Consider the following 23153-nt stretch of genomic DNA (forward strand, 5'->3'; position numbering starts at 1 on the left):
GGGAAAGCCCCGCACCTTATGGTGCGGGGCTTTTCTGCGTTCAGGACCCGTTCTGCAAAGGCCCCTCCCCCTCCAGCCCGAGCATCAGGCCGGGGTCACCAATTGCGTGTCGTACGCCAGGATGACCGCCTGGACCCGGTCCCTCGCTCCCGTCTTCGCCAGAATGCGGCTGACATGCGTCTTCACCGTCGATTCGGCGAGGTGGAGCCGTTGCCCGATCTCCGTGTTCGTCCAGCCCTGACCGATGACCGTGAGGATCTCCCTCTCCCGCTCGGTGAGGGCGGCGATCCGGTCGTCCAGGTGTGGCGGGCCGCCCGGGGAGGCGGGCAGGTGGTGGACGTACGCGTCGAGGAGCCGGCGGGTGAGGCTCGGGGCGACGACGGCGTCGCCGCTCGCGACGGCCCGGACGCCCGAGAGGAGCTCCTCCGGCAGGGCGTCCTTGATCAGGAAGCCGCTGGCGCCGGCGCGCAGCCCCTCGTAGGCGTACTCGTCGAGGTCGAAGGTCGTGACGATGAGGATTCGGGTCCGAGCGCCCGCGGCGATGATGCGGCGGGTGGCCTCGATGCCGTCCAGGCCGGGCATCCGGATGTCCATCAGGGCGACATCCGGGCGGTGTTGGGCGACCATGCGGATGGCCTCGGTGCCGTTCGACGCCTCACCGACGACCGTCATGTCGTCCTGGCTCTCCAGCAGCATGCGGAAGCCGAAGCGCTGCATCGGTTGGTCGTCCGCGATGAGCACAGTGGTCACGAGGGGGAGTCCTCCAGGGGGAGTCGGAGTCGTACGCGCCAGCCGCCGGTCGCGAGGGGGCCGGCTTCGAGTGTGCCGTCGTAGAGGGCAGCTCGCTCCCGCATTCCCGCAAGTCCCTGACCGGGGGCGTCATCGGCGACGGGGCTTGTGCGAGGTTCCACGCCCCTGCCCGTGTCGGTCACCACTGCCTCCAACTCCCGTTCCCCCACCTCACTTCCGTAGGTGAGCCGGACATCGGCCGTCGCGTGCGGGCCCCCGTGCTTCAGCGTGTTCGTCAGGGCCTCCTGCACGACTCGGTAGACGGTCAGCTGGCGGCCGGCCGACAGGGGAGGTACGGGGGCGGGGAAGAGGGCGCGTACGGGCAGGCCTGCCGTCCGTACCGCCTCGACAAGAGCGTCGAGGTCGGCGAGCGTCGGCTGGGGGGCCCGGGCGGCTTCGGCCGGCTGGTCCCGCAACACGCCCAGCAGGCGACGCAGTTCCGCGAGGGCTTGGCGGCTGGTCGTGCCAATGGCTGTCAGGGCCTGGGCCGCGCGCTCCGGGCTCTTGGCCGCCGCGTAGGCGCCCCCGTCTGCCAGGCCGGTGATGACGGAGAGGTTGTGACCGATGATGTCGTGCATCTCCCGGGCGATGCGGGTCCGTTCGGCGGCGGCGGCGAGCTGGGCCTGCTGGTCGCGTTCGACCTCCAGCCGGCGGGCACGCTCGACCAGCGCGGCGGTGTAGTCCTGCCGGGTGCGGACCGCGATGCCGAGCAGGGCGACCATCGCGTACGCCCACAAGGTGGGGACGATCTGCTGGTCCCAACTGCCCCGTGGGTAGCGGGCGGCGCCCACGATCAGCGGTGGCGCGATCAGGGCGCACGTCCAGGTGAGTGTGCGCAGGGGCAGGCGAAGGGCGACGTTGAAGACGACGACGAGCTGGAGGAAGGCGGCTTGGAGGAGGGCGCCCGACCAGGAGTTGAGGACGGCGACGGCCGTCATCACGACGAGGACGGGCAGCGGGTGCCGCCGCCGCCACAGCAGTGGGAGTGCGAACCCCAGGCTCATGGCGACGACCAGCCACACCGGCACGTCGGCGTCGCGCGCGTTGTATCGCCAGCCTCCGTTCGCGTCCACGAGGACGGCGACGAGCCAGAAGAGGGTCAACACCGCGTCCCAGCCCCAGGGGTGGCGCCGGTCGAAGGCGCGTACGCGCTGCGCCCCGCGCTGGATGTACTGGCTGAGGGGCGGGGCGCCCTCGGACCAGTCCTGGTCCGGGGCGCCCCCACCCTCACCGCTCGCGTTCCTCTCGGTGGTCACGTGATCATCCTCGCCGTCCGTGCGTCACACGTCCCGGCGCTTGAGAAGAAAGAGCGGTACGGCGAGGGCGGCCGCCGCCCAGAGGCACAGGGCGAGGAGCGCCGGTCCGGCGGCGGCTGCTCCGGGGAGGGGGTCGGCGGCGCCGAGGGCTCCGGCCGCCTGGGTCGGGAAGTACCGGACGGCGGTCTCCACGGCGTCGTAGGGGAGCATCCCTAGGATCTCCGGGAGGATCATGACGCAGCCGATGAAGGCACCGATGGCGCCGGGCACGGAGCGCAGCAGCGCGCCGAGGCCGAGGCCGAGCAGGCTGAGCAGGGTGACACCGGCGGCGTTGCCGGCGATCGCGCCGAGGATGCCCGGGTCGGTGAGGGCGGCCTCCTGGTCGGTACCGGAGAGGAAGATCTGGGCGACCAGGAAGGTGGTCAGGGCGGTCGTCATCGAGACCGTGAAGACGGACGCCGTGAACACCGCCGCCTTCGCCCACAGGACCGGGGTGCGGCGCGGGACGGCTGTGAGTGAGGCGCGGATCATGCCGGTCGAGTACTCACCGGCGGTGACGAGGATGCCGAGGACGATCAGGCAGAGCTGGCCGAGCATGGAGCCGTAGAGGACGAGGACGACGGTGTCGACGTCGGAGTCGCCGCCGCCGGAGGTGTACGTGGTGCCCATGACGATGCCGATGCCGAGGGTCAGGGCGGCCGACGACAGCAGAGTGATCCAGGTTGAGCGCAGGGACCGCAGTTTGTGCCACTCGGAGCGCAGGACGCGGGTGGGCGTGACGCGGTAGGGGGCGGCGGGGACGGCGGAAGCATCGCCCGTGGTGGACGTGGTGGACGTGGTGGACGTGGTGGACGCGGGGGACTTGGCGGAGGTGCTGGTCGTGGTGGTCATGCCGGGGCTCCGGTCAGGGTGTCGGTGGTGGCCTGGTATTCGACGGCGTCATGGGTGAGGTCCATGAAGGCCTGTTCCAGGGAGGCGGTCTGCGGGGTGAGTTCGTACAGAGGGATGGCGTGGGCGGCGGCGGTGCGGCCGATGTGCGCGGCGTCCGCGCCGGTGACCCGGAGCGTGTCGGCGCTCTCCGGGGTGATCCGGGCGCCGGGCAGGAGGGTGCGCAGGCGGTCCGCCTCCGGGGTGACGACCTTGACGGAGGAGCCGCCCGCCTCCCGTACGAGGGCCGAGACGGTCGTGTCGGCGAGGAGCCGGCCCCGGCCGATGATGACCAGGTGGTCGGCGGTCAGTGCCATTTCGCTCATCAGGTGCGAGGAGACGAGGACCGTACGGCCTTCGGCGGCCAGGGAGGTCAGGAGGGTACGGATCCACAACACGCCCTCCGGGTCCAGGCCGTTGACCGGTTCGTCGAGGATGACCGTGGCCGGGTCGCCGAGGAGGGCGGCGGCGATGCCGAGGCGCTGGCCCATGCCGAGGGAGAAGCCCTTCACGCGGCGGTGGGCGACGTCGGTCAGGCCGGTCAGGCCGAGGACGTGGTCCACGCGGGACCGCGGGATGCCGTGCGTGTGGGCGAGGGCCATCAGATGGTTGAAGGCGGAGCGGCCGGGGTGGACAGAGCGGGCCTCCAGCAGGGCGCCGACCTCGGTGAGCGGCGCCGGGTGGGTGGCGTAGGCGCGGCCGCCGATGGTGGAGCGGCCGCGGGTGGGTGCGTCCAGGCCGAGGAGCATGCGCATCGTCGTCGACTTGCCGGCGCCGTTGGGGCCGAGGAAGCCGGTGACGGTGCCCGGGTGGACCGTGAAGTCGAGGTCCTGGACGACGGTCTTGTCCCCGTACCGCTTGGTGAGTTCGTATGCGCGGATCATGTTGTCGACGCTACGGAGCGGGCGGTGGCGGAGCGTCCGACCAGGGGCGGGAGCGTGAACGAGTGCGTAGTACCGGGGTACGACCGCGACCCCGGGGGAGGCGGGAATCATGTTGCCTCCGCGGGGCCCTTTCGTCAGGATCGGGGAATGGAACACGTCATACGGCCCATCCGCGCCGACGAGTGGGTGCAGACCCGCGATATCAGGCTGACCGCCCTGCGGGACCCCGCCGCGCCCGTCGCCTTCCTGGACACCTATGAGCTGGCCGTGGCCCGGCCCGACGCGTTCTGGCAGGAGCGGGCCGAGGGCGCGGCCGAAGGCAGTCCGGACATCCGGCAGTTCATCGCCGAGGCGCCGGACGGGAGTTGGTCGGGGACGGTGACGGTGCTCGTCGAGCGGCCGGACGCGGAGGTGAGGTTCGGTGAGGCGGCGACGGTCGACCAGACCCATCTGGTGGGCGTGTACGTCCGGCCGGAGGCGCGGGGTACCGGGCTGACGCAGGAGCTGTTCCGCGCGGCCGTGGAGTGGTCCTGGTCGCTGCCCGAGCCGCTGATCCAGCGGGTGCGGCTGTACGTCCACGAGAACAATCCGCGGGCGTCGGCGTTCTACCGGCGGTTCGGGTTCGAGCCGACGGGGAAGTCGGTCGCGGTGCCGGGGGACGGCGCGGCGCGTGAGCTGGAGTACGAGATCCGGCGGCCGGCCGCGTAGGGGCCTGCCACGCCCGGGCTGCCCCGAACGCGCTTCCGGGCGGAGGGGTGGTGCCGGGGGCCGCCGCCCTGCTTCACTCGGACGAGATCGACTACGGGGCTCGAGGGTCGGGGGTTTCGCGGTGGAGCAGCTGGCGGCGGAGGACCATCGTGGACGCCGACCCGGACGCGCCGGCCCCGTGGGTCGCCAGCGACTACATCGACGCGCCGGACCTGGCGGAACCCGCCCGGTGGATGTGCGGGTGCGCGTACACGCGAAGGTCCCCCCGGGGCCCGGGGGATGGCCGTCGTCGGGGGCATCGGGGGGGCGGCGTGGGACTCAGCGAGGGCCTACTCGGCCTGGCCGTGCTGGGCGTGGCCCTGCTGATCGGCGGCGCCATCGCCGTGGTCAGGCGGGAGAACTCCGTGGCGAACGTGGTCGGGGTGAGGGACTGGGGGCTGACCTGCCGCTTCTGGACGCATGAGTGGCAGCTCTCCTGGCACCAGCTCGAACGGGTCACCGTGGAATTGCGGGATGCCTCGGCGTCGAACCTGATCTGGCTGGTCTCCTTGTACCTGCGGGACGGGTCCGGGGTGAGCGTCCCGGTGCCCTTCCGGCTGGAGGGGCGGGCGGACGCCGCCGCGGTCGCGTTGCCGTTCACCGACCCGCGGGTGGCGCGTACGGAGCTCACGGCGTTGGACGCCGCTCTGCGCGCGTACGCCCCCGAGGTCTACGAGCGCGATGCCCATCTGGCCCGACTGCTCGGGTCCTAGGGTCCTAGGGTCAGTTGTGGGGCAGGGGCTCCGGCCAGCGTGCGCGGCCCTGTTCCTGGGAGCGGAGGAGGGCCAGGGCGGGCAGACCCTGGTCGTCGCCGCTGGTCAGCAGCTCCGGGAGCCGGGGCAGTGGGGCCACGGCGGCGATGTCGTCGAGAACGAGCGTCAGTGGTGGGTCGAGCCGACCGTCGGATGACCGTGCGGCCATGCGGCGGCCGTGCTCGACCACGCTGGAGGCGAGTGCCGTGAGCAGGGGCATCGCGCCGGGGTGGGTGCGGGGGTCCTCGATGGCTTCACCCACCACATAAAGAGTGCCCCCCTCGTCGATGAAAGATTCCAGCGTCAGCGAATCAGTTCGATTCGGAGTGCAGGCGTCGCGGATGTGGATGGACGACAGCGCGGACAGCGCCCGCGCGGTCAGTTCCTGGGCCATCTCCCGCCGTTCGGGATGTGCGGTGAGCGCGGACTCCAGGAGCCCGGCCTGGCCACCGGCGGCCTTGGGGTGGGTACGCAGGACCCGTACGGGTTCGTGGGCCGCTCCGCCCTGGGCCCAGCGATGGACCTGCTTGAACGGCCGGGCGTCCACCGCGGCGGCGTGCAGCCAGCAGCGCAGGAGCGTTTCGGCGGTGTCGGCGACGGCCGCGTCGAGGCGGGCGTGGGGCCGCACGGGGGCCAGCAGCGCGGCGGCGCGGGCCTCGGCGGTGGCGGGGTCCTCGCAGCCGGCGGCGGGTGACCAGTGGAGCCGGGCGGGGGTGTCGCAGAGGTGGCCGGGGTCGTAGACGAGGACGGGACCGAGCTTGGCCCGGGCGTCCTTCGTCTCGGACCACAGGGTCGTGTCGGAGGTGACGACGAGGGCGGCTCCCTCGGCGTCGCGGATGGCCTGGAGGGCGGCGGGGCGGCGGGTGGCGGAGTCGCCGTAGAAGAGGCGGGCGCCACGGGGGGAGGGGACGACGGGGGTCGGCACGGGAGAGGGGACGGGTTCAGGCACCGGTCCCAGTACCGGCACCGGCATCGCCGTGGGCTCCGCCTCATGGACCGGTTGTGGCTGCGGTTGCGGCTGCGGGGGTACGGACGCGGACGCCCGGACGGGGACCGGTGCCGGCGCCTTCGGCCGTCTCCCGGCGCCGTCCTCCGCCCCGTACTGCGACACGTAGTCCTGCTCGTAGCCCGTACCGTGCTCCCGCCCGTGTTCCCTGCCGTCCCCGGCGTCGTACTTCGTGCCGTACGAGCGGGCCTCGCGCGCCGCCCGTACCGCCCGCCAGCGCGCCACCGTCCCCAGGACGAACACGGTCAGGACCACCAGCACCATCAGCTCGCCGAGGAACAGGCCCCAGAACAGCCCGTATCCGGAGAGCTGCCCCGGTGGTGTGGCGGGCCAGGCGGCCGCCAGGTCGTGCGGCTTGGAGAGCAGGCCGCGCATCGCGGAGGGTGTGTGGGCGAAGGTCACGCCCCGCGGCCACGCGCCGTGCGAGAAGAGTCCCGCCAGGCCCGTGGCCGTCCACACCATGACCGTCAGGCCGAGCAGAAACCCCAGGAGCCCCACCAACAGGCCGTCCGGGATCCCGCGTTCCTCTCGGGGCTGCGCCGGCGGCATGTCACGCCACCGTCGATTCGGACGACTCGCTCAGGGAGGCGCGCTGCTCCGCCTCCCACTCCGCGGCCTGGAGTTCCTCCGGGAGGTCCGGAAGCGAGGACTCGGTCATCGCGCGGTCGGTGTAGACCAAAGGCCGTTCCGTCTCGGTGATGAGGTGTTTGACGACCTGGACATTGCCGTTGACGTCCCATACCGCGATACCGGGTGTCAGCGTCGGAATGATCTCGACCGCCCAGCGAGGCAGGCCGAGGACCCGGCCCGTCGCCCGTGCCTCGTCCGCCTTCTGGGCGTAGATCGTTCTGGTCGAGGCCATTTTCAGGATCGCGGCGGCCTCCCGCGCCGCGGCCCCGTCGACCACGTCGGAGAGATGGTGGACGACCGCGACGAAGGACAGACCGAGCCGCCGGCCGAACTTCAGCAGCCGCTGGAAGAGCTGGGCCACGAAGGGCGAGTTGATGATGTGCCACGCCTCCTCCACGAGGAAGATGCGCTTCTTGCGGTCGGGGCGGATCCAGGTGTGCTCCAGCCATACGCCCACGATCGCCATCAGGATCGGCATGGCGATCGAGTTACGGTCGATGTGGGAGAGGTCGAAGACGATCAGCGGCGCGTCAAGGTCGATGCCGACGGTCGTCGGACCGTCGAACATGCCCCGCAGGTCACCGTCGACCAGCCGGTCGAGCACCAGCGCCACGTCCAGGCCCCAGGCCCGTACATCGTCTATGTCGACGTTCATCGCCTCGGCCGAGTCCGCCTCCGGGTGGCGCAGTTGCTCGACGATGTCGGTCAGCACCGGCTGGCGGTCGGTGATCGTCTGGACGACGTAGGCGTGGGCGACCTTGAGCGCGAAGCCGGCCCGCTCGTCGAGGCCGTGGCCCATCGCGACCTCGATGATGGTGCGCAGCAGCGCGAGCTGGCCGGTCGCCGTGATGGCGGGATCCAGCGGATTGAGCCGGATCCCGTCGTCGACGGCGACCATCGGGTCGAGCCGGATGGGGGTTATTCCCAGCTCTTGGGCGATGAGGTTCCATTCGCCGACGCCGTCCTCGCCCTGTGCGTCGAGGACGACGACCTGTCGGTCCTTGAACCGCAACTGCCGCAGGACGTACGTCTTCTCCAGCGCGGACTTGCCGTTGCCGGACTCGCCGAGTACCAGCCAGTGCGGGGCGGGGAGCTGCTGTCCGTACAGCTGGAACGGGTCGTAGATGTATCCCTTGCCGCTGTAGACCTCCCGGCCGATGATCACGCCGGAGTCGCCGAGGCCGGGCGCGGCGGTCGGCAGGTAGACGGCCTGCGCCTGGCCGGTCGACGTCCTTACGGGCAGCCGGGTGGTCTCCACCTTGCCGAAGAGGAGGGAGGTGAAGGCTTCGGTGAGGAGGGACAGCGGATCTCGCATCAGTCAGGGCCCCTATCAGCGCTATCGGCGGATGCCGGTCGCGAACGGCAAGGTGTTCACAAAGGCCCGGTGGTGCTCGCGGTCGCACCACTCCAGCTTCAGATACGACTTGCCGGCCGAGGCCCTGATCGTCCGCTTGTCCCTGGCCAGGGCCTCGGGCGAACGCGACGACACAGTGATGTACCCGACAAGATTGACGCCTGCCGCGCCGCTGGCGAGATCTTCACCCCGCTGGTCGAGCCGGCCGTGGGCGGCGATGTCGCGGGGGTCGACGGTGCGGTTCATCTTCGCCGCCCGTGAGGCGTCGGCCTCGTCGTTGGTCTTCTCGGTCAGCATCCGCTCGATGGCGACCTCGGTGGGCTCCAGGTCCATGGTGACGGCGACCGTGCGGATCACATCGGGGGTGTGGACGAGCAGCGGGGCGAGGAAGTTGACGCCGACGGGCGTCATCGGCCACTCCTTGACCCACGCGGTGGCGTGGCACCAGGGCGCGCGGGTCGACGACTCACGGGTCTTGGCCTGGAGGTACGTGGGCTCCATGGCGTCGAGTTCGGCGGGCCAGGCGTTGCGCTTGGTCATGGCCTGGATGTGGTCGATGGGGTGGTCCGGGTCGTACATGGAGTGCACCAGGGACGCGAGCCGGCTCTGGCCGAGGGGCTGGCGGACGCGGATGTCGGCCTCGGCGAGGCGGGCGCAGATGTCGGTGAGTTCGCGGGCCATGACGACGGCGAGCCCGGCGTCCTTGTCGAGTTTCCTGCGGCCGGCGGCCTGAGCGGCGGCGCGTGCCATGGCCTGGCCCTCGGCGGCGAGCTCGCGGCTGTAGTGCATGCAGGCGACGAGGTAGGCGCGGTGCTGCTCGCTGGAGGTGGACACCATCGACTGGAGCTGGTCGTACGAGTCCTGGAGCCAGCCGGGGGCGTTGTGGTCGCCGCGCTGGGCGACGTCCTTGGCGTGAGCGTCGGGGTCGGCGGGGAGGGTACGGGCCAGCATCTGGAGGCGGGTGACGAAGCCGTCTCCGTTGGCGACGTGCTTGAGGAGGGTGCCGAAACGGTCCACCAGGGCTTCTTGGTCCTCGCTGTCGCGCAGTCCGACGCCCGGGCCCTCGATCTCGATGGCCGCGGTGACCGTCCTGCGGTCGGCGTGGAGCAGTACGGCGATCTCGTCGGGGCCGAAGGGCGCGGCGAGCCAGCCGATGCGGCCGATGCCGGGCGGCGGGCCGACCTCGACCTCGCGGCCGTCGATCCGGGTGCCCGCCTCCGCGGAGCCGGAGCGGTAGGCGGTGCCCCGCTTGAGCGTCCGCTTGTAACTGCGGTTGATCTCGAACCACTTGTAGAAGGTCCGGTGCTTGTACGGGACGTACACGGCGGCCAGCGCGAGCAGCGGGAACCCCATGAGCAGCACGATCCGCGCGGACAGGACGGGGACCAGCAGCCCGCTCATCATGCCGAGGAACGCGCCGGCGATGATCAGTGCGATCTCGCCGGTCTCGCGGTTCTTGCCGACGATCGCGTTCGGCCGGGCGCGGCCGATGAGATACGTACGACGGGGCGTGATCGGCTGGGACTGGGTCGTCAACGCCCTCCACCTCCTGTGCTTCCTGTACCTGTGCCGGTGCTCTTGCGGTTGCTGTGCGGGGTGCCCACGGCGGAGCTGCCGCTACGGGGCGGGGGTGCGGCGGAGGGGACAGTTCCGCCGCCGGCCCCGCCTCCGGACGTCGCCGTCCGGGAGCTGTGCGCCGCCACGCCCCCGGCCAGCGGGTTGACGGGACGGGCGCCTCCGCCACCGCTGCCCCCGTCGCCCTGGGGGCCGCGGCTGCTGTGGGTCTTGATGCCCTGCGAGACGAGGGCGGCCGGGGAGGAGATGACGGCGGCGGCCGCGTTCTCCCCGCCCTGGTGGAGGCGGTTGTTGCGGGAGGCGATGATCTCGTCGCCGAAGCCGGGTACGAAGCGGTAGATCATCGCGGACGCGAAGATGGCGAGCAGGATGATGGCGAGGCCGGAGACGACGGCGGAGAAGGAGTTCGGTCCGTCGTCGGAGGCGAGTGCCCCGGCGAGGCCCAGGACGATCACGATCACCGGTTTCACCAGAATGACGGCGATCATGATCCCGGCCCAGCGGCGGACGTGGCCCCACATGTTTTTGTCGACGAGCCCGGCGTAGACGACGACGCCGAGGAGGGCGCCGACGTAGAGCAGGACGGCCCTCAGGAAGAGCTCCAGATAGAGCACACCGGCGGCGAGCACGGTCACCAGCGACACGATGATCAGCATGATGGGCCCGCCACCGATGGAGTCGCCCTTCTGCAGGGCCTCCTTGAAGGACCCGAAGAAGACGTCGGTCTGTTTGCCGGTGCCGGAGGCGATGACCTCGGTGACGGCGTCGGTGGCGGAGACGACGGTGTAGAGGATCAGCGGGGTGAAGGCCGAGGCGAGAACGGTGAGCCAGAGGAAACCGATGGCCTCGGACAGCGCGGTGGTCAGGGGTACGCCGCGGATGGCGCGCTTGGCGACGGCGAGCAGCCACAGGAGGAGGGTGAGGACGGTGGCGGCGGCGAAGACGACGGCGTAGCGGGCGAGGAAGGCGGGGTTGGTGAAGTCGACGTCGGCGGTCTCCCTCACGGCTTTGGAGAGGGTGTCGACGATGGAGACGGCGGCGTCGGCGCATCCGCGGGCGAGGGAGGAGAGGGGGTCGAGTTGCTCGAGCGGGCTCCCGGGGTTCCCGCCTCCCGTCCCCGGATTCCCGTTCTGGCCCTGCTCGCAGTAGCGCTTGGCGTGGCCGCTCAGGTACCGGCAGACATCACTGCTGTCACTGGGAGAAGGGGTGGGCGTCGGTGAGGGAGCGGCGGTCGCGCGGGCGGCGAACAGGAAGGCCGCGGTCTGCAGTCCTGTCAGCAGCGCGACGACCGGATAGGTGCGGGAGCGAGGACTACCGGGCATAGGTGAACCCTCCAAAATCCTCTACTGCCTTGCTGATCTCGTCGGCGCTGGATGCCGCGACATCACCGGGTACGGGAGCGGGGCCGTCCCGTTCCGCATCCTGTGTGATCTTCCAGTCGCCGTTGGCCCACTGGAGGTCGAAGGTCCAGGTCTTCCACGTGGTGCGCACAGGATCGGTGGAACCGGTCCCTGACATGCCGATCAGTCCCGTGTACCAGACAGCGACCTTGGCCGTGTTTCCGGAGAAGGCCTCGACCTTGGTTCCCACGGGAATGACCCGGGAGACGAAGGTGCTGCCACTGGGAGGGTTCCCCTCGGGGTCCAGACCCAGCTTCTTGAGAAGTTCTGCCGAGTAGGCCTGGTCCTGATGCTCCTTCAGCTTCGCCGCCGCCGCGGTCGTGTAGAGCGTGTCCACGATCGTGTGGCGGCTGGCCCGCTTGAACATGCCGTCCGAGCCCAGCATGACCGCGAAGTTCGCCGCCGCGCTCTGCGCCCCCTGCTCGTCCCGTGCGAACCCCGACCCCACCGGTCTCACGCCCGTCGGCGCCGTCGGTGCCGCGCCGCCGCCCTTCGCGTTGGGCTCGGGTGTGGCCGACGTCCCGCCGTCGCGGTTCGCGAACGCGATGGCCGCGATCAGCAGCACCACCACCCCCACCACCGTGATCAGCGACCGCGACGCGCGGACCGGGCGCCGGGTGTCGCCGTAGACGTCGCCGGTGCCGCCGTCGGGGAGGCGCGTACGGGTCTGGCCCGCGCCGCCCATGCCGTCGAAGCCGTCGTTCTCGTCGCCGAGGCTCATGACGGGTTCGCCCCCTCAACCGATTGCAGGTAATACGACGGTAGCCGTGCTGGTTCCCGCGCGGGCGCGGTGTGGTGACTGGACATCAGGGAGACGCAACCTCGTGGGAACGGGAGGAAAGTGGGGTTGGCGGGGCGGCTAGACAGCCATCCCGTACACGATGGTGAAGAGCGTCCCCAGTGACCCGATGATGAAGACGCCGGTCAGACCGGCCACGATCAGGCCCTTGCCCTGCTCGGCGCTGAACGTGTCCCGGAGGGCGGTCGCGCCGATGCGCTGTTTGGCCGCTCCCCAGATCGCGATGCCGAGACAGAGCAGGATGGCCACGGCCATCACGACCTCGATCATCACTCGGGCCTCGTTCCCCAGGCTCCCGAAGGGCCCCCAGTTCGGGGCGATTCCACCGATGATGGTGGTGATGTCGCCCTTTTCGGCCGCCAGGTACATGTAACTCACCGCCCCTGTTGGGTAGTTCGTTGCCCCCTGCCTGATGGCATGGGTCATCGCCCTATCTTCGCTGATGAAACCGTCCGAGTATGCCGACTTGGCGGCTCTCTTTACCCGATCACCGCACATTTGACCGAACCGGCCGCGCTGACCTGCGACGGACGGACCGGTGGTGCGCGAGGAGTCGTATCGTCACTCTGTGTATCACGGGGGGTGACTCCGGGCAATGACTGTCGTTGTTGCACTCTTGGGGCCGCGCCCACGCATTCCGGCCCGGTGACCGGCACGAATCGGCCGACCTCCCCTCATGAGGGGCTCCGACACCTAGACTGACGGGCGGTGGACTGCCAAGACCCGAGGGGTGGTTGACGGTGCGTAAGGCCTGGCTCGTCGCCGCGGTGTCCTTCGGGGTCTGCCTGAGCTTCGTCGGGCTGCTCGTCGTCGGTACGTACTCCGCCGCCGCCGGCCTCATCGGCGGGGCGGGCACCGGGAAGAACGGGTCCGTGGGCCTGGCCAAGGGGTCCGTACCGGCCGCGTACCAGGCGCTGGTGCAGCGGTGGGGGAATCTCTGCCCCGCCATCAACCCCGCCCTGCTCGCCGCGCAGCTGTACCAGGAGAGCGGCTGGAACCCGAAGATCACCAGCCCGGCCAACGCCCAGGGCATCGCCCAGTTCATCCCCGGCACCTGGGCCGGGCACGGCATCGACGGGGACAAGGACGGGGACCGCGATGTGTGGGACCCGAACGACGCGATTCCGTCGGCCGCCTCGTACGACTGCGAGCTCGCCCAGTACGTGAGGAAGGTGCCCGGCGATCCGACGGACAACATGCTCGCCGCGTACAACGCGGGGGCGTACCGGGTCATCAAGTCCGGCGGGGTGCCGCGCATCAGTGAGACGCAGAACTACGTCAGGATCATCAGGACCCTGGAGAAGAGCTTCGCGCGGCCGATCGGACGGGTGGAGCCGTCGCGGCAGGCGGCCGGGGCCATCTACTTCGCGCAGAAGAAACTCGGAACGCCCTATCTGTGGGGCGGCAACGGGACGCCGGAGCAGGGTGGCCGGTTCGACTGTTCGGGGCTGACGCAGGCGGCGTACCGGACCGTGGACATCGAGCTGCCGCGTGTCGCCAACGACCAGTACAACGCGGGGCCGCACCCGTCCCGTGACGAGCTGCTCCCGGGCGATCTGGTGTTCTTCTCCGACGATCTGACGAACTCGCGCGCGATCCGGCATGTCGGGCTCTACGTCGGCGGGGGCTACATGATCAACGCGCCGTACACCGGGGCCGTCATCCGGTTCGACAAGATCGACACACCGGACTACTTCGGGGCGACCCGGGTCACCAAGGACGGCGCGGCGGCCCTGCCCCCCGCGCGGCCCCGGGTCTGACGACCGGTCGGGCACCCGACGACCATCTGACGCGGCGTCGGCGATGGCTGGAACTCTTCGTTGAGCCGAGGCCCTGAACTGCGACGATGTGTCACTCTTCGATAACGTCATGGTGATCGTTCGGTGGAGAGTGGAACGTACCCCTCGAGCGGGTCGTTCCCTGGTCTGGGACAGCCGCATATGACCATGCGACTGGCCGCGCAGTTCTGACCGCACGGATCACGGGGGTTGGAAGCGCGGCGCACACGGACGTGCGCCGCCGCAGGCGACAAGGCAAGGGGCCTCAGCAGATGGCTGGACTCGCATCGGACGGTTCGAACCCCGATGTCGGCCTGCTCTACGACATCAACGGGCTGGCGCGCAGCGCTCCGTCGTGGTTCGACCGGGTCATGGAGTTCGTCGGCGAGTACGGAATCATGCTCGCGATGGTGCTCGTCGTGCTCTGGTGCTGGTGGAGCGTCCGCCGGCGCGGTGCGCCGTCCGACTCGGTGAGCGCCGTCGCCGGGCTGGTCTGGGCGCCGCTCGCGGCCGGAATCGCCCTGCTGATCAACATCCCCATCCGCGGCTTCGTGGAACGGCCCCGCCCGTTCCTGGACCACGAGGGCCTCGAGGTCCTCGTCGCCGGCAAGACCGACTTCTCCTTCGTGAGCGACCACGCCACCCTGGCCATGGCGCTGGGCGTCGGCATCTTCGTCGCGCACCGGAAGTTCGGCCTCGCCGCGATCGGTCTCGCCCTGGCCGAGGGCTTCTGCCGGGTCTACATGGGCGTCCACTACCCCACCGACGTCATCGGCGGGTTCGCGCTCGGCACGGCGGCCGTGCTGCTGCTCGCCCCGCTCGCGCTGGCCCTGCTGACCCCGCTCGTCTCGGCCCTCGCCCGGTCCGGGACGGCCGGCCGGCTCGTACGCTCCCGGCGCGCGCCGGCCTTGGAGCGGCCCGAGGCCCTGGACATCCCCGAGGCCCACCTCGGCAGCGGCGAGAACGACCTGGCGGCCTGACGCCACTGTCGGACGCCGCCGGCCCCCCGCTGCGCGGCCTCGCGGTCCGGCCTCGCCGCGTCCTCAGACGCCCGGCTCGTGGTGCTGCGCCGCGTCCGTGCGGGCCCGGTCGCGCGAGCGGCGCGCGGGCCCCGTCCAGCCGCAGCTGCACCGGGCGATGCAGAACGAGCCACGTTCGACGGTGGTGGTCCGGTGTATGGGGCTGTCGTCGGGTGGGGCTTGCTGATGCACGGTTCCACGGTACTCGGCCCACGGCGTCCACCGCCCGCGTGACGGGGAGCCGGGGCAGTCGTTATCCGGATGGGTTGTCCCCAGGTCCCCGGACCCAGGGGACGGGTGGGGCTCTCGGGCAAGCGGCGGTCGGGCGTTGGGGGTTGGCAGGCGATGGTGGTGCAGCAGCACAGGCTCAAGGGCGGGGCGTTCGCCGTCACCGTCGCCGTGATGGGGGCGATGGCCGCCGGGTGCGCCGGAGAGGCGGCCGGGGCCAGAGCGGGCGGCGGCGACACGGACCCCGGGCGCACGGTGCGGGCGGCGTCCGACGTACTGCTCAGGTCCGGTACGTCCAAGGCGCGTACGTCCATGGAGATGGCGACCGGCGGGACCCGGGTCACCATCCGGGGCGAGGGCGGTTACGACTTCCGCCGCCGGCTCGGGCAGCTCAAGGTCGTCCTTCCCAAGGACGCCGCAGGGGCCAGTGAACACCGGCCCATCACCGAACTCCTCGCCCCCGGCGCTCTGTACATGAAGAACCGCGGCGCGGGCGTCCCCGACGACAAGTGGGTCAGGGTCGACACGACGACCCTGGAGGACGGCAACCTGGTCACCGGGGGCGCCACCGACCCGGCGGCCGCCGCCGAACTGCTGCGCGGTGCGCGGCAGGTGACCTTCGCCGGCGAGGAGGAGCTCGCGGGGGTGAAGGTCCGGCACTACCGCGGGACCACCGACATCGGTCATGCCGCACGGGCCGCGTCGCCCCAGCTGCGCGGCGCGCTCGCCGCGGCGGCGAAAGGGTTCGCCAAGGACAGCGTGCCGTTCGACGCGTACATCGACGAGGAGGGGCGGCTGCGCAAGGTGCGGCACCAGTTCAGCTTCGTCAACCAGGGCCGTTCGGTCGCGGTCGCGTCGACGACCCTGCTGTACGCCTTCGGCTCCCCGGTGGACGTACGGCTTCCCGATCCGAGGGACATCTACGCCGGGAAGATCAAGGCCTGACGCGGGAGCGGTCCCGCCACGGCGCGTGTGGGCGGCATGGGGCCCCTTGGCCGGAAAACGGTGGTCCGGGGTGGGCCCTGTGGGGCCGGAAGAATGGTCCGGACGTGCCATGCGCGGTGTGTGCCGCGGTCCCTACGCTAGGAAGTCGACACCGGCTGGAAGAGGTGAACGCACGTGGCACCGCCCAGTACGACAACCGTCCAGGACCACGTCGCCCTCGCCGAGATCGAGCTGTGCGGTGAGCTGATGATCGCGGCCGCCGCGGCGGCGGGGGAACGGCTCAGTTCCGACCGTATCGACGAGGTGCTGAAGGTGACCGCCGACCGGGCCGAGCGCTGAGGTCCGCGCCGCCCGGGCGGCTCAGGTGCGCATCATGCGGGCGATGGCCTTGGTGGCCTCCTCGACCTTCGCCTCGATCTCGTCGCCGCCCTTGAGCGCCGCGTCCGCGACGCAGTGGCGCAGATGCTCCTCCAGGAGCTGCAGCGCGAAGGACTGCAGTGCCTTCGTGGACGCCGAGACCTGGGTGAGTATGTCGATGCAGTAGACGTCCTCGTCGACCATCCGCTGCAGGCCGCGGATCTGCCCCTCGATCCGGCGCAGACGCTTGAGGTGTTCGTCCTTCTGCTTGTGGTACCCGTGCACCCCGTGGTCGTGGTCGGTCGCCGCGCCCGTGACCTCGGTGACCTCGTCCGTGACCGTGGGGCCGGTCGCCTCGGTGGTCGTCATCGCGTCCTCCCGTTGTCCAGAAAGGGTGTGTATACCCCGCGTGGGTATATGGTACCGATCCCCGCCTATCGCTGCGGGGGCCCGTGCGGAACACTGTGCCTGATGGGCGACACTGAAGGGACGCCGGTTAGCCGTGGCCGGATGATGCGCCTAGCATCAGCCTGACCGAAACCCATGCACCCCGAGGACCCCACGTGCGATTTCGTCTGACCCCCAGGGAGACGAGCTTCTACGACATGTTCGCCGCGTCCGCGGACAACATCGTCACGGGCTCGAAGCTCCTGATGGAACTGCTCGGTGCGGATGCTTCCGCCAGGGCCGAGATCGCGGAGCGGATGCGGGCGGCGGAACACGCGGGGGACGATGCCACCCACGCGATCTTCCACCAGCTGAACTCCTCGTTCATCACGCCGTTCGACCGCGAGGACATCTACAAGCTCGCCTCGTCCCTCGACGACATCATGGACTTCATGGAGGAGGCCGTCGACCTGGTCGTCCTCTACAACGTCGAGGAACTGCCCAAGGGCGTCGAGCAGCAGATCGAGGTGCTGGCGCGAGCCGCCGAGCTCACCGCCGAGGCCATGCCGCACCTGCGGACCATGGACAACCTCACCGACTACTGGATCGAGGTCAACCGCCTCGAGAACCAGGCCGACCAGGTGCACCGCAAGCTGCTCGCGACGCTCTTCAACGGCAAGTACGACGCCATCGAGGTGCTCAAGCTCAAGCAGATCGTGGATGTGCTCGAGGAGGCGGCCGACGCGTTCGAGCACGTGGCCAACACGGTGGAGACCATCGCGGTCAAGGAGTCCTGAGGCTTCGTGGACACCTTCGCGCTGATCGTGACCATCGGTGTCGCGCTCGGCTTCACGTATACGAACGGCTTCCACGACTCGGCGAACGCCATCGCGACCTCGGTCTCGACGCGGGCGCTGACCCCGCGGGCGGCGCTCGCGATGGCGGCCGTGATGAACCTCGCCGGTGCCTTCCTGGGCAGCGGGGTCGCCAAGACCGTCAGCGAGGGCCTGATCCAGACGCCCGAGGGCTCGAAGGGGATGGGCATCCTCTTCGCCGCGCTGATCGGCGCGATCGTCTGGAACCTGGTCACCTGGTACTTCGGGCTGCCCTCGTCGTCCTCCCACGCGCTGTTCGGCGGCATGGTGGGCGCGGCGCTCGCGGGCGGCACCGAGGTCATCTGGACCGGCGTCCTGGAGAAGGTCGTCATCCCGATGTTCATCTCGCCGTTCGTCGGGCTCATCCTCGGCTACCTGGTGATGGTGGCGATCCTCTGGATCTTCCGTAAGGCCAACCCGAGCAAGGCGAAGCGAGGCTTCCGGATCGCCCAGACCGTCTCGGCGGCGGGCATGGCGCTCGGACACGGCCTCCAGGACGCGCAGAAGACCATGGGCATCGTGGTGATGGCCCTGGTCATCGCCGATGTGCAGACCGCGGGCGACGCCATTCCGATCTGGGTCAAGGTCGCGTGTGCGCTGACGCTGTCGCTGGGTACGTACGCGGGCGGCTGGCGCATCATGCGGACGCTGGGCCGCCGCATCATCGAACTGGACCCGCCGCAGGGCTTCGCCGCGGAGACGACGGCGGCGTCGGTGATGTACACGGCGTCGTTCATGTTCCACGCGCCGATCTCGACGACGCATGTGATCACCTCGGCGATCATGGGCGTGGGCTCGACGAAGGGCTCCCGCGCGGTGCGCTGGGGTGTCGCCAAGAACATCGTGATGGGCTGGTTCATCACGATGCCGGCGGCGGCGATCGTGGCGGCGGTGAGTTACTTCGTGGTGCAGCTCTTCTTCGGCTGACCGCGGGTCGCCAGTACGCACCTGAGAACGAGAATGGGCCCGCCCCCGGGAGAGGGGGCGGGCCCTTCGCCTTGCAGTGGCACCGCCATGCAGCACTGCAAGTCCCTGTCGTCTATCCGAAGCGGCCGGAGATGTAGTCCTCGGTCGCCTGGACGGACGGGTTCGAGAAGATCCGCTCGGTGTCGTCCAGCTCGATGAGCTTGCCCGGCTGGCCCACGGCCGCCAGGTTGAAGAACGCCGTGCGGTCCGAGACGCGCGCCGCCTGCTGCATGTTGTGCGTCACGATGACGATCGTGAAGCGCTCCTTCAGCTCCCCGATCAGGTCCTCGATCGCGAGCGTCGAGATCGGGTCGAGCGCCGAGCACGGCTCGTCCATCAGCAGGACGTCCGGCTCGACCGCGATCGCGCGGGCGATGCACAGACGCTGCTGCTGGCCGCCGGAGAGACCGGAGCCGGGCTTGTTGAGACGGTCCTTGACCTCGTTCCAGAGGTTCGCGCCCTTGAGGGACCGTTCGACGATGTCGTTGAGCTCGCTCTTGCGGTACTTGCCGTTCAGCCGCAGGCCCGCCGCGACGTTGTCGAAGATCGACATGGTGGGGAACGGGTTCGGGCGCTGGAAGACCATGCCGACCGTACGGCGCACGGCGACCGGGTCGACGTGGGAGCCGTACAGGTTCTCGTCGTCCAGCATCACCTTGCCCTCGACGCGCCCGCCGGGGGTGACCTCGTGCATCCGGTTCAGGGTGCGCAGGAACGTGGACTTGCCGCAGCCGGACGGGCCGATGAAGGCCGTCACCGAGCGGGGCTCGACGGTCATCGAGATGTCGTCGATCGCCTTGTGGGCGCCGTAGTAGGCGGAGAGGCCGCTGACGTCGATTCGCTTGGCCATGTGAATCACTTCCAATCGACCGCGTCAGCGGCCGGTCTTCGGGGCCTTCCAGCGGGCGATGCCGCGGGCCACCAGGTTGAGGAGCATGACGAAGGCGATCAGCACGAGGGCGGCTGCCCAGGCGCGGGCGACCGATGCGTCGGTGCCCACCGCGTACTGCTCGTAGACGTACAGCGGCAGGGAGGCCTGAGCGCCTTCGAAGGGGTTCGGGTTGATCAGCTTCGTACCGAACACCAGGAGCAGCACGGGGGCCGTCTCACCGGTGATGCGGGCGACCGCGAGCATGACGCCCGTGGTGATGCCGCCGATCGCGGTGGGCAGGACCACCTTCAGGATCGTCCGCCACTTCGGGACGCCCAGGGCGAGGGAGGCCTCGCGCAGCTCGTTGGGGACGAGCTTGAGCATCTCCTCGGTGGAGCGGACGACCACCGGCATCATCAGGATGGCCAGGGCCATCGCGCCGGCGAATCCGGAGGGCCCGAAGCCCAGCATCAGATTCCAGGTGGCCAGGATGAAGAGGCCCGCGACGATCGAGGGGATGCCCGTCATCACGTCGACGAAGAAGGTGACGGCCTGGGAGAGCTTCCCGCGTCCGTACTCGACGAGGTACACCGCGGTCAGCATGCCGATCGGCGCGGCGATCAGGGTCGCGATGCCGACCTGCTCGATGGTGCCGAGCAGCGCGTGGTAGATGCCGCCGCCGGTCTCGGCGTCGAGGACGCCGTTCATCGAGTGGCCGAGGAAGTACGGGTCGAGGACCTCCAGGCCCTTGCTGATGGTGACCCAGCCGAGGGACAGCAGCGGTACGACGGCGAGGATGAAGCACACCCAGACGAGGCTGGTGGCGACCCGGTCCTTCGCCTGGCGGCCGCCTTCCACCTTGGCGGTGAGCAGGTAGGTCGCGGCGACGAAGATCAGGGCGGCGATCATGCCCCACTGGACGCGGCTGTGCCAGCCCGCGGCGACGCCGAGTCCGGCGCCGGCGGCGATCGATCCGGCGGCGATGCCGAGCGGGGTCCAGCGGGGGAGCCGGGCGTGGCGCAGCGGGTCGTGGCGGACGGCGCTCGCGACCGGGCGGTCCTGGACGGCGTGGCTCTGGCTCATGCTGCTCCCCTTACGTTCTCTTCTCCGCCCGCGCGGCACAGGGGTGCGGGTTTCGTCGTTGTCTGCGGCACGGCGGCCGAGCGTGCGTCGTTCACGCGGCGGCCCCCGAGTACTCCTTGCGGCGGGCGATGATCCACCGGGCCGCGCCGTTGACCAGCAGCGTGATGAAGAAGAGCACCAGACCGGAGGCGATCAGCGCGTCGCGGCCGAACTCGTTGGCCTCGTTGAACTTGGCGGCGATGTTCTGGGCGAACGTGCCGCCGCCCGGGTCGAGGATGTGCGCCGAGATGACGAAGCTCGGCGAGAGCACCACGGCGACGGCCATGGTCTCGCCGAGGGCGCGGCCGAGGCCGAGCATCGAGGCGCTGATGATGCCGGAGCGGCCGAAGGGGAGGACCGAGAGCCGGATGACCTCCCAGCGCGTGGCGCCGAGGGCGAGGGCGGCCTCCTCGTGCATCTTCGGGACCTGGAGGAACACCTCACGCGTGACGTTGGTGATGATCGGAAGGATCATGATCGCCAGCAGGATGCCGACGGTGAAGAGGTTGCGCGCGAGGCCCTCGCCGGCCTTGTCGAAGATGTACGTCCAGCCGAAGTACTCGTCGAGCCACTTGTTGAGGCCGTCGAGGTACGGGACGAGGAAGATCGCGCCCCACAGGCCGTAGATGATGCTGGGCACGGCGGCGAGCAGGTCGACGATGTACGCGAGCGGGCCGGCGAGCCTGCGCGGCGCGTAGTGCGAGATGAACAGCGCGATGCCGATGGCGACCGGGACGGCGATGGCCATCGCGATGACCGAGCTGACGATCGTGCCGAAGACGAGGACGGCGATGCCGAAGGCCGGGGGCTGGCCCGCCGGGTTCCACTCGGAGGTGGTGAGGAAGTTCGCGTCGTCCTTCGAGATGGCGAGGGCGGCGCGGTAGGTCAGGAAGACCGCGATCGCGGCCATGATCACCAGAAGGGTGATGCCGGACCCGCGGGACAGGCCGAGGAAGATCCGGTCACCGGGGCGGGTCGTGCTCTTGGACCGCTCGGCGCGTATGTCGGAGCGCCTGGGCGGTGGTACTTGGTTGGTCGTCGTAACCATCGGAATCTCCGGTCTGCGGAACCCTCACGGGTTCCTGGCGGCGGTGCACCGGATGCCGGGCCGGCCCGTCAGGGGTGTGGACGGGCCGGTCCCGGCAGGGATCAGGACAGGGTGGGGACGATCGCGCGGACCTTCGCCGCGATCTCCGCCGGGAGCGGGGCGTAGCCGGCGTCGGAAAGGACCTTCTGGCCCTCCTCGCTGGCGGTGTAGTTCAGGAACGCCTTCAGGGTCGGCAGGTTCTCCGCCTTGTTGCCCTTGTCGCAGGCGATCTCGTACGTGACCAGGATGATCGGGTAGGCACCCTCGGCCTTGGTCGCGTAGTCGAGGCTCAGGGCCAGGTCGTTGCCCGTGCCCTTGACCTTGGCGGCGGCGATGGCCTTGGAGGCGTTGGCCGTGGTGGCCTCGACCGGGGCGGCGGCGCCGGTGTTCACCTTGACCGTGCTGATCTTGCCGGCGGTCGCGTAGGAGAGCTCGAAGTAGCCGATCGCACCGTTGGCGTCCTTGACCGCGGAGGCGACACCGGAGGAGCCGTTGGCGGCCTGGCCGCCCTGGGCGGGCCACGACTTCGACTTCGGGTCGTGCTTCCAGTCGGCCGGGGCGGCCTGGCTCAGGTACTTGCCCAGGTTCTGGGTGGTGCCGGACTCGTCCGAGCGGTGGAAGGCCTGGATGGCGGTGTCGGGGAGCTTCACGCCGGGGTTGAGCTTGGCGATCGCCTCGTCGTTCCACTTCTTGATCTTGTCGTCGAAGATCTTGGCGAGGGTGGGGGCGTCGAGGACGAGGTTGTCCACGCCGTCCAGCTTGTAGCCGATGGCGATGGGTCCGCCGACCATGGGGAGGTTGATGCCCTTGCCGTCCTTGCAGACCTTCTGCGAGGCGGCGACCTCCTCCTCCTTCAGGGCGGAGTCGGAGCCGGCGAGGGCGACCTGGCCCTGGTTGAACTTGGTGATGCCGCCGCCGGAGCCGATGGCCTGGTAGTTGACCTCGACGCCGGAGCAGGCCGCCTGGAAGTTCTTGACCCAGAGGTCCATGGCGTTCTTCTGCGCGGTGGAGCCGGCGGCCAGGAGCTGGCCCTTGGCGCCGTCGCACTTGATGTTCGAGGCGGCGGAGGTCTTGGTGCCGCCGTCCTTGGTGCCCGTGTTGTTGTCCGAACCACACGCCGTGAGGGCCAGGGCGCCGGAGACGACAAGGGCACCGACCGCAGTGGCGCGAAGCCCGATCTTGCGCGAAAGCTTCACTTTCGGGTGTTCCTTCCAGAAGCCGCCTGCCGTGGACCTGTGTCCTGACGTTGTACGGCGGCGTGTGTCGGGGTGGTGGGTGCGGCGCATTGCCGGGCACCGTGTAAGGCCGAAATTAGGCAGAACAGGTGAAGCGGCCGACGGGGAAGGATGAACGGGAAGTGAACCGTGCCGGTCGCCTCGGTGCCGGGGCGATGGGCGGC

The 23153-nt window shown here is 70.1% G+C and carries 24 protein-coding genes; 8 read left to right on the forward strand and 16 right to left on the reverse strand.

The genetic code is table 11. From position 1 onward, the window contains the following. Positions 1–84: 84 nt before the first annotated feature. The 4 genes from ACZ7J0_RS27980 to ACZ7J0_RS27995 are packed head-to-tail and all read right to left on the reverse strand — an operon-like array spanning position 85 to position 3856. Positions 85–750, reverse strand: coding sequence for a response regulator (locus ACZ7J0_RS27980; protein ID WP_470891900.1), 666 nt, complete (start codon positions 748–750; stop codon positions 85–87). Further along, complete coding sequence (locus ACZ7J0_RS27985; protein ID WP_470891902.1) at positions 747–2045, reverse strand: sensor histidine kinase; 1299 nt, start codon at positions 2043–2045, stop codon at positions 747–749. Before ACZ7J0_RS27985 ends, ACZ7J0_RS27980 begins: the two co-directional genes overlap by 4 nt. A 24-nt stretch (positions 2046–2069) precedes the next feature. After that, positions 2070–2936: an ABC transporter permease gene (locus ACZ7J0_RS27990; protein ID WP_470891904.1), complete on the reverse strand. Its 867-nt coding sequence runs from the start codon at positions 2934–2936 to the stop codon at positions 2070–2072. Next, the gene (locus ACZ7J0_RS27995; protein ID WP_470891906.1) at positions 2933–3856 is read right to left on the reverse strand and encodes an ATP-binding cassette domain-containing protein; all 924 of its coding nucleotides are present in this window, start codon (positions 3854–3856) and stop codon (positions 2933–2935) included. The genes ACZ7J0_RS27990 and ACZ7J0_RS27995 overlap by 4 nt, the downstream gene beginning before the upstream one ends. Before the next feature lie 147 nt (positions 3857–4003). On the opposite strand from ACZ7J0_RS27995, the gene ACZ7J0_RS28000 reads away from it, so the two are divergent. Continuing rightward, entirely contained in the window at positions 4004–4564 is a 561-nt protein-coding gene (locus tag ACZ7J0_RS28000; protein ID WP_470891908.1) for a GNAT family N-acetyltransferase, read from the forward strand. Positions 4565–4875: 311 nt separating this feature from the next. Further along, positions 4876–5316: a hypothetical protein gene (locus ACZ7J0_RS28005; protein WP_470891909.1), complete on the forward strand. Its 441-nt coding sequence runs from the start codon at positions 4876–4878 to the stop codon at positions 5314–5316. Positions 5317–5326: 10 nt separating this feature from the next. Here the strand turns inward: ACZ7J0_RS28005 and ACZ7J0_RS28010 are convergent, their stop codons facing one another. The 6 genes from ACZ7J0_RS28010 to ACZ7J0_RS28035 all read right to left on the reverse strand — a co-directional run bounded on the left by ACZ7J0_RS28010 (position 5327) and on the right by ACZ7J0_RS28035 (position 12488). After that, positions 5327–6910 carry a type IV secretory system conjugative DNA transfer family protein gene (locus ACZ7J0_RS28010; protein ID WP_470891911.1) on the reverse strand — a complete coding sequence of 528 codons (1584 nt, stop codon included), beginning with the start codon at positions 6908–6910 and terminating at the stop codon, positions 5327–5329. A 1-nt stretch (position 6911) separates the two neighbouring features. Continuing rightward, positions 6912–8306 carry an ATP-binding protein gene (locus tag ACZ7J0_RS28015; RefSeq protein ID WP_470891913.1) on the reverse strand — a complete coding sequence of 465 codons (1395 nt, stop codon included), beginning with the start codon at positions 8304–8306 and terminating at the stop codon, positions 6912–6914. Positions 8307–8327: 21 nt separating this feature from the next. After that, entirely contained in the window at positions 8328–9881 is a 1554-nt protein-coding gene (locus tag ACZ7J0_RS28020) for an SCO6880 family protein (protein WP_470891915.1), read from the reverse strand. Beyond that, complete coding sequence (locus ACZ7J0_RS28025; RefSeq protein ID WP_470891917.1) at positions 9878–11242, reverse strand: hypothetical protein; 1365 nt, start codon at positions 11240–11242, stop codon at positions 9878–9880. The genes ACZ7J0_RS28020 and ACZ7J0_RS28025 overlap by 4 nt, the downstream gene beginning before the upstream one ends. Next, entirely contained in the window at positions 11232–12041 is an 810-nt protein-coding gene (locus tag ACZ7J0_RS28030) for a DUF8175 domain-containg protein (RefSeq protein ID WP_470891919.1), read from the reverse strand. Before ACZ7J0_RS28030 ends, ACZ7J0_RS28025 begins: the two co-directional genes overlap by 11 nt. A 138-nt stretch (positions 12042–12179) precedes the next feature. Then, entirely contained in the window at positions 12180–12488 is a 309-nt protein-coding gene (locus ACZ7J0_RS28035; protein WP_017945892.1) for a hypothetical protein, read from the reverse strand. A gap of 371 nt (positions 12489–12859) precedes the next feature. On the opposite strand from ACZ7J0_RS28035, the gene ACZ7J0_RS28040 reads away from it, so the two are divergent. Together ACZ7J0_RS28040 and ACZ7J0_RS28045 are read left to right on the forward strand one after the other, a co-directional pair. Then, a complete protein-coding gene (locus ACZ7J0_RS28040) occupies positions 12860–13879 on the forward strand; it encodes a C40 family peptidase (protein WP_470891921.1) in 1020 nt (339 codons plus the stop codon). A 290-nt stretch (positions 13880–14169) separates the two neighbouring features. Then, positions 14170–14877, forward strand: coding sequence for a phosphatase PAP2 family protein (locus tag ACZ7J0_RS28045; RefSeq protein WP_470891923.1), 708 nt, complete (start codon positions 14170–14172; stop codon positions 14875–14877). Positions 14878–14940: 63 nt separating this feature from the next. Here the strand turns inward: ACZ7J0_RS28045 and ACZ7J0_RS28050 are convergent, their stop codons facing one another. Continuing rightward, positions 14941–15108 carry a hypothetical protein gene (locus ACZ7J0_RS28050; RefSeq protein ID WP_470891925.1) on the reverse strand — a complete coding sequence of 56 codons (168 nt, stop codon included), beginning with the start codon at positions 15106–15108 and terminating at the stop codon, positions 14941–14943. Between the two features lie 153 nt (positions 15109–15261). Between ACZ7J0_RS28050 and ACZ7J0_RS28055 the strand changes: the two genes are divergently transcribed. Beyond that, positions 15262–16089, forward strand: a complete 828-nt coding sequence (locus tag ACZ7J0_RS28055; RefSeq protein ID WP_470891927.1) for an SCO4651 family lipoprotein — start codon at positions 15262–15264, stop codon at positions 16087–16089. A gap of 174 nt (positions 16090–16263) precedes the next feature. Continuing rightward, a complete protein-coding gene (locus ACZ7J0_RS28060; RefSeq protein ID WP_468712629.1) occupies positions 16264–16428 on the forward strand; it encodes a hypothetical protein in 165 nt (54 codons plus the stop codon). A gap of 21 nt (positions 16429–16449) precedes the next feature. Here the strand turns inward: ACZ7J0_RS28060 and ACZ7J0_RS28065 are convergent, their stop codons facing one another. Next, the gene (locus ACZ7J0_RS28065; RefSeq protein ID WP_470891929.1) at positions 16450–16815 is read right to left on the reverse strand and encodes a metal-sensitive transcriptional regulator; all 366 of its coding nucleotides are present in this window, start codon (positions 16813–16815) and stop codon (positions 16450–16452) included. 194 nt (positions 16816–17009) lie between these two features. On the opposite strand from ACZ7J0_RS28065, the gene ACZ7J0_RS28070 reads away from it, so the two are divergent. Beyond that, complete coding sequence (locus ACZ7J0_RS28070) at positions 17010–17630, forward strand: DUF47 domain-containing protein (RefSeq protein ID WP_468712624.1); 621 nt, start codon at positions 17010–17012, stop codon at positions 17628–17630. Between the two features lie 6 nt (positions 17631–17636). Further along, positions 17637–18635, forward strand: a complete 999-nt coding sequence (locus ACZ7J0_RS28075) for an inorganic phosphate transporter (protein WP_470891931.1) — start codon at positions 17637–17639, stop codon at positions 18633–18635. 112 nt (positions 18636–18747) lie between these two features. On the opposite strand, the gene pstB is transcribed toward ACZ7J0_RS28075, so the two are convergent. The 4 genes from pstB to pstS form a co-directional block, all read right to left on the reverse strand. Then, a complete protein-coding gene (gene pstB / locus ACZ7J0_RS28080) occupies positions 18748–19524 on the reverse strand; it encodes a phosphate ABC transporter ATP-binding protein PstB (protein WP_470891933.1) in 777 nt (258 codons plus the stop codon). Positions 19525–19548: 24 nt separating this feature from the next. After that, a complete protein-coding gene (gene pstA, locus ACZ7J0_RS28085) occupies positions 19549–20628 on the reverse strand; it encodes a phosphate ABC transporter permease PstA (RefSeq protein ID WP_470891935.1) in 1080 nt (359 codons plus the stop codon). Between the two features lie 91 nt (positions 20629–20719). Then, positions 20720–21715, reverse strand: a complete 996-nt coding sequence (gene pstC, locus ACZ7J0_RS28090) for a phosphate ABC transporter permease subunit PstC (protein ID WP_470891937.1) — start codon at positions 21713–21715, stop codon at positions 20720–20722. A gap of 101 nt (positions 21716–21816) precedes the next feature. Further along, positions 21817–22950, reverse strand: coding sequence for a phosphate ABC transporter substrate-binding protein PstS (gene pstS, locus ACZ7J0_RS28095; RefSeq protein WP_470891939.1), 1134 nt, complete (start codon positions 22948–22950; stop codon positions 21817–21819). Between the last annotated feature and the right edge of the window lie 203 nt (positions 22951–23153).

Source organism: Streptomyces sp. NPDC038280 (assembly GCF_055600045.1).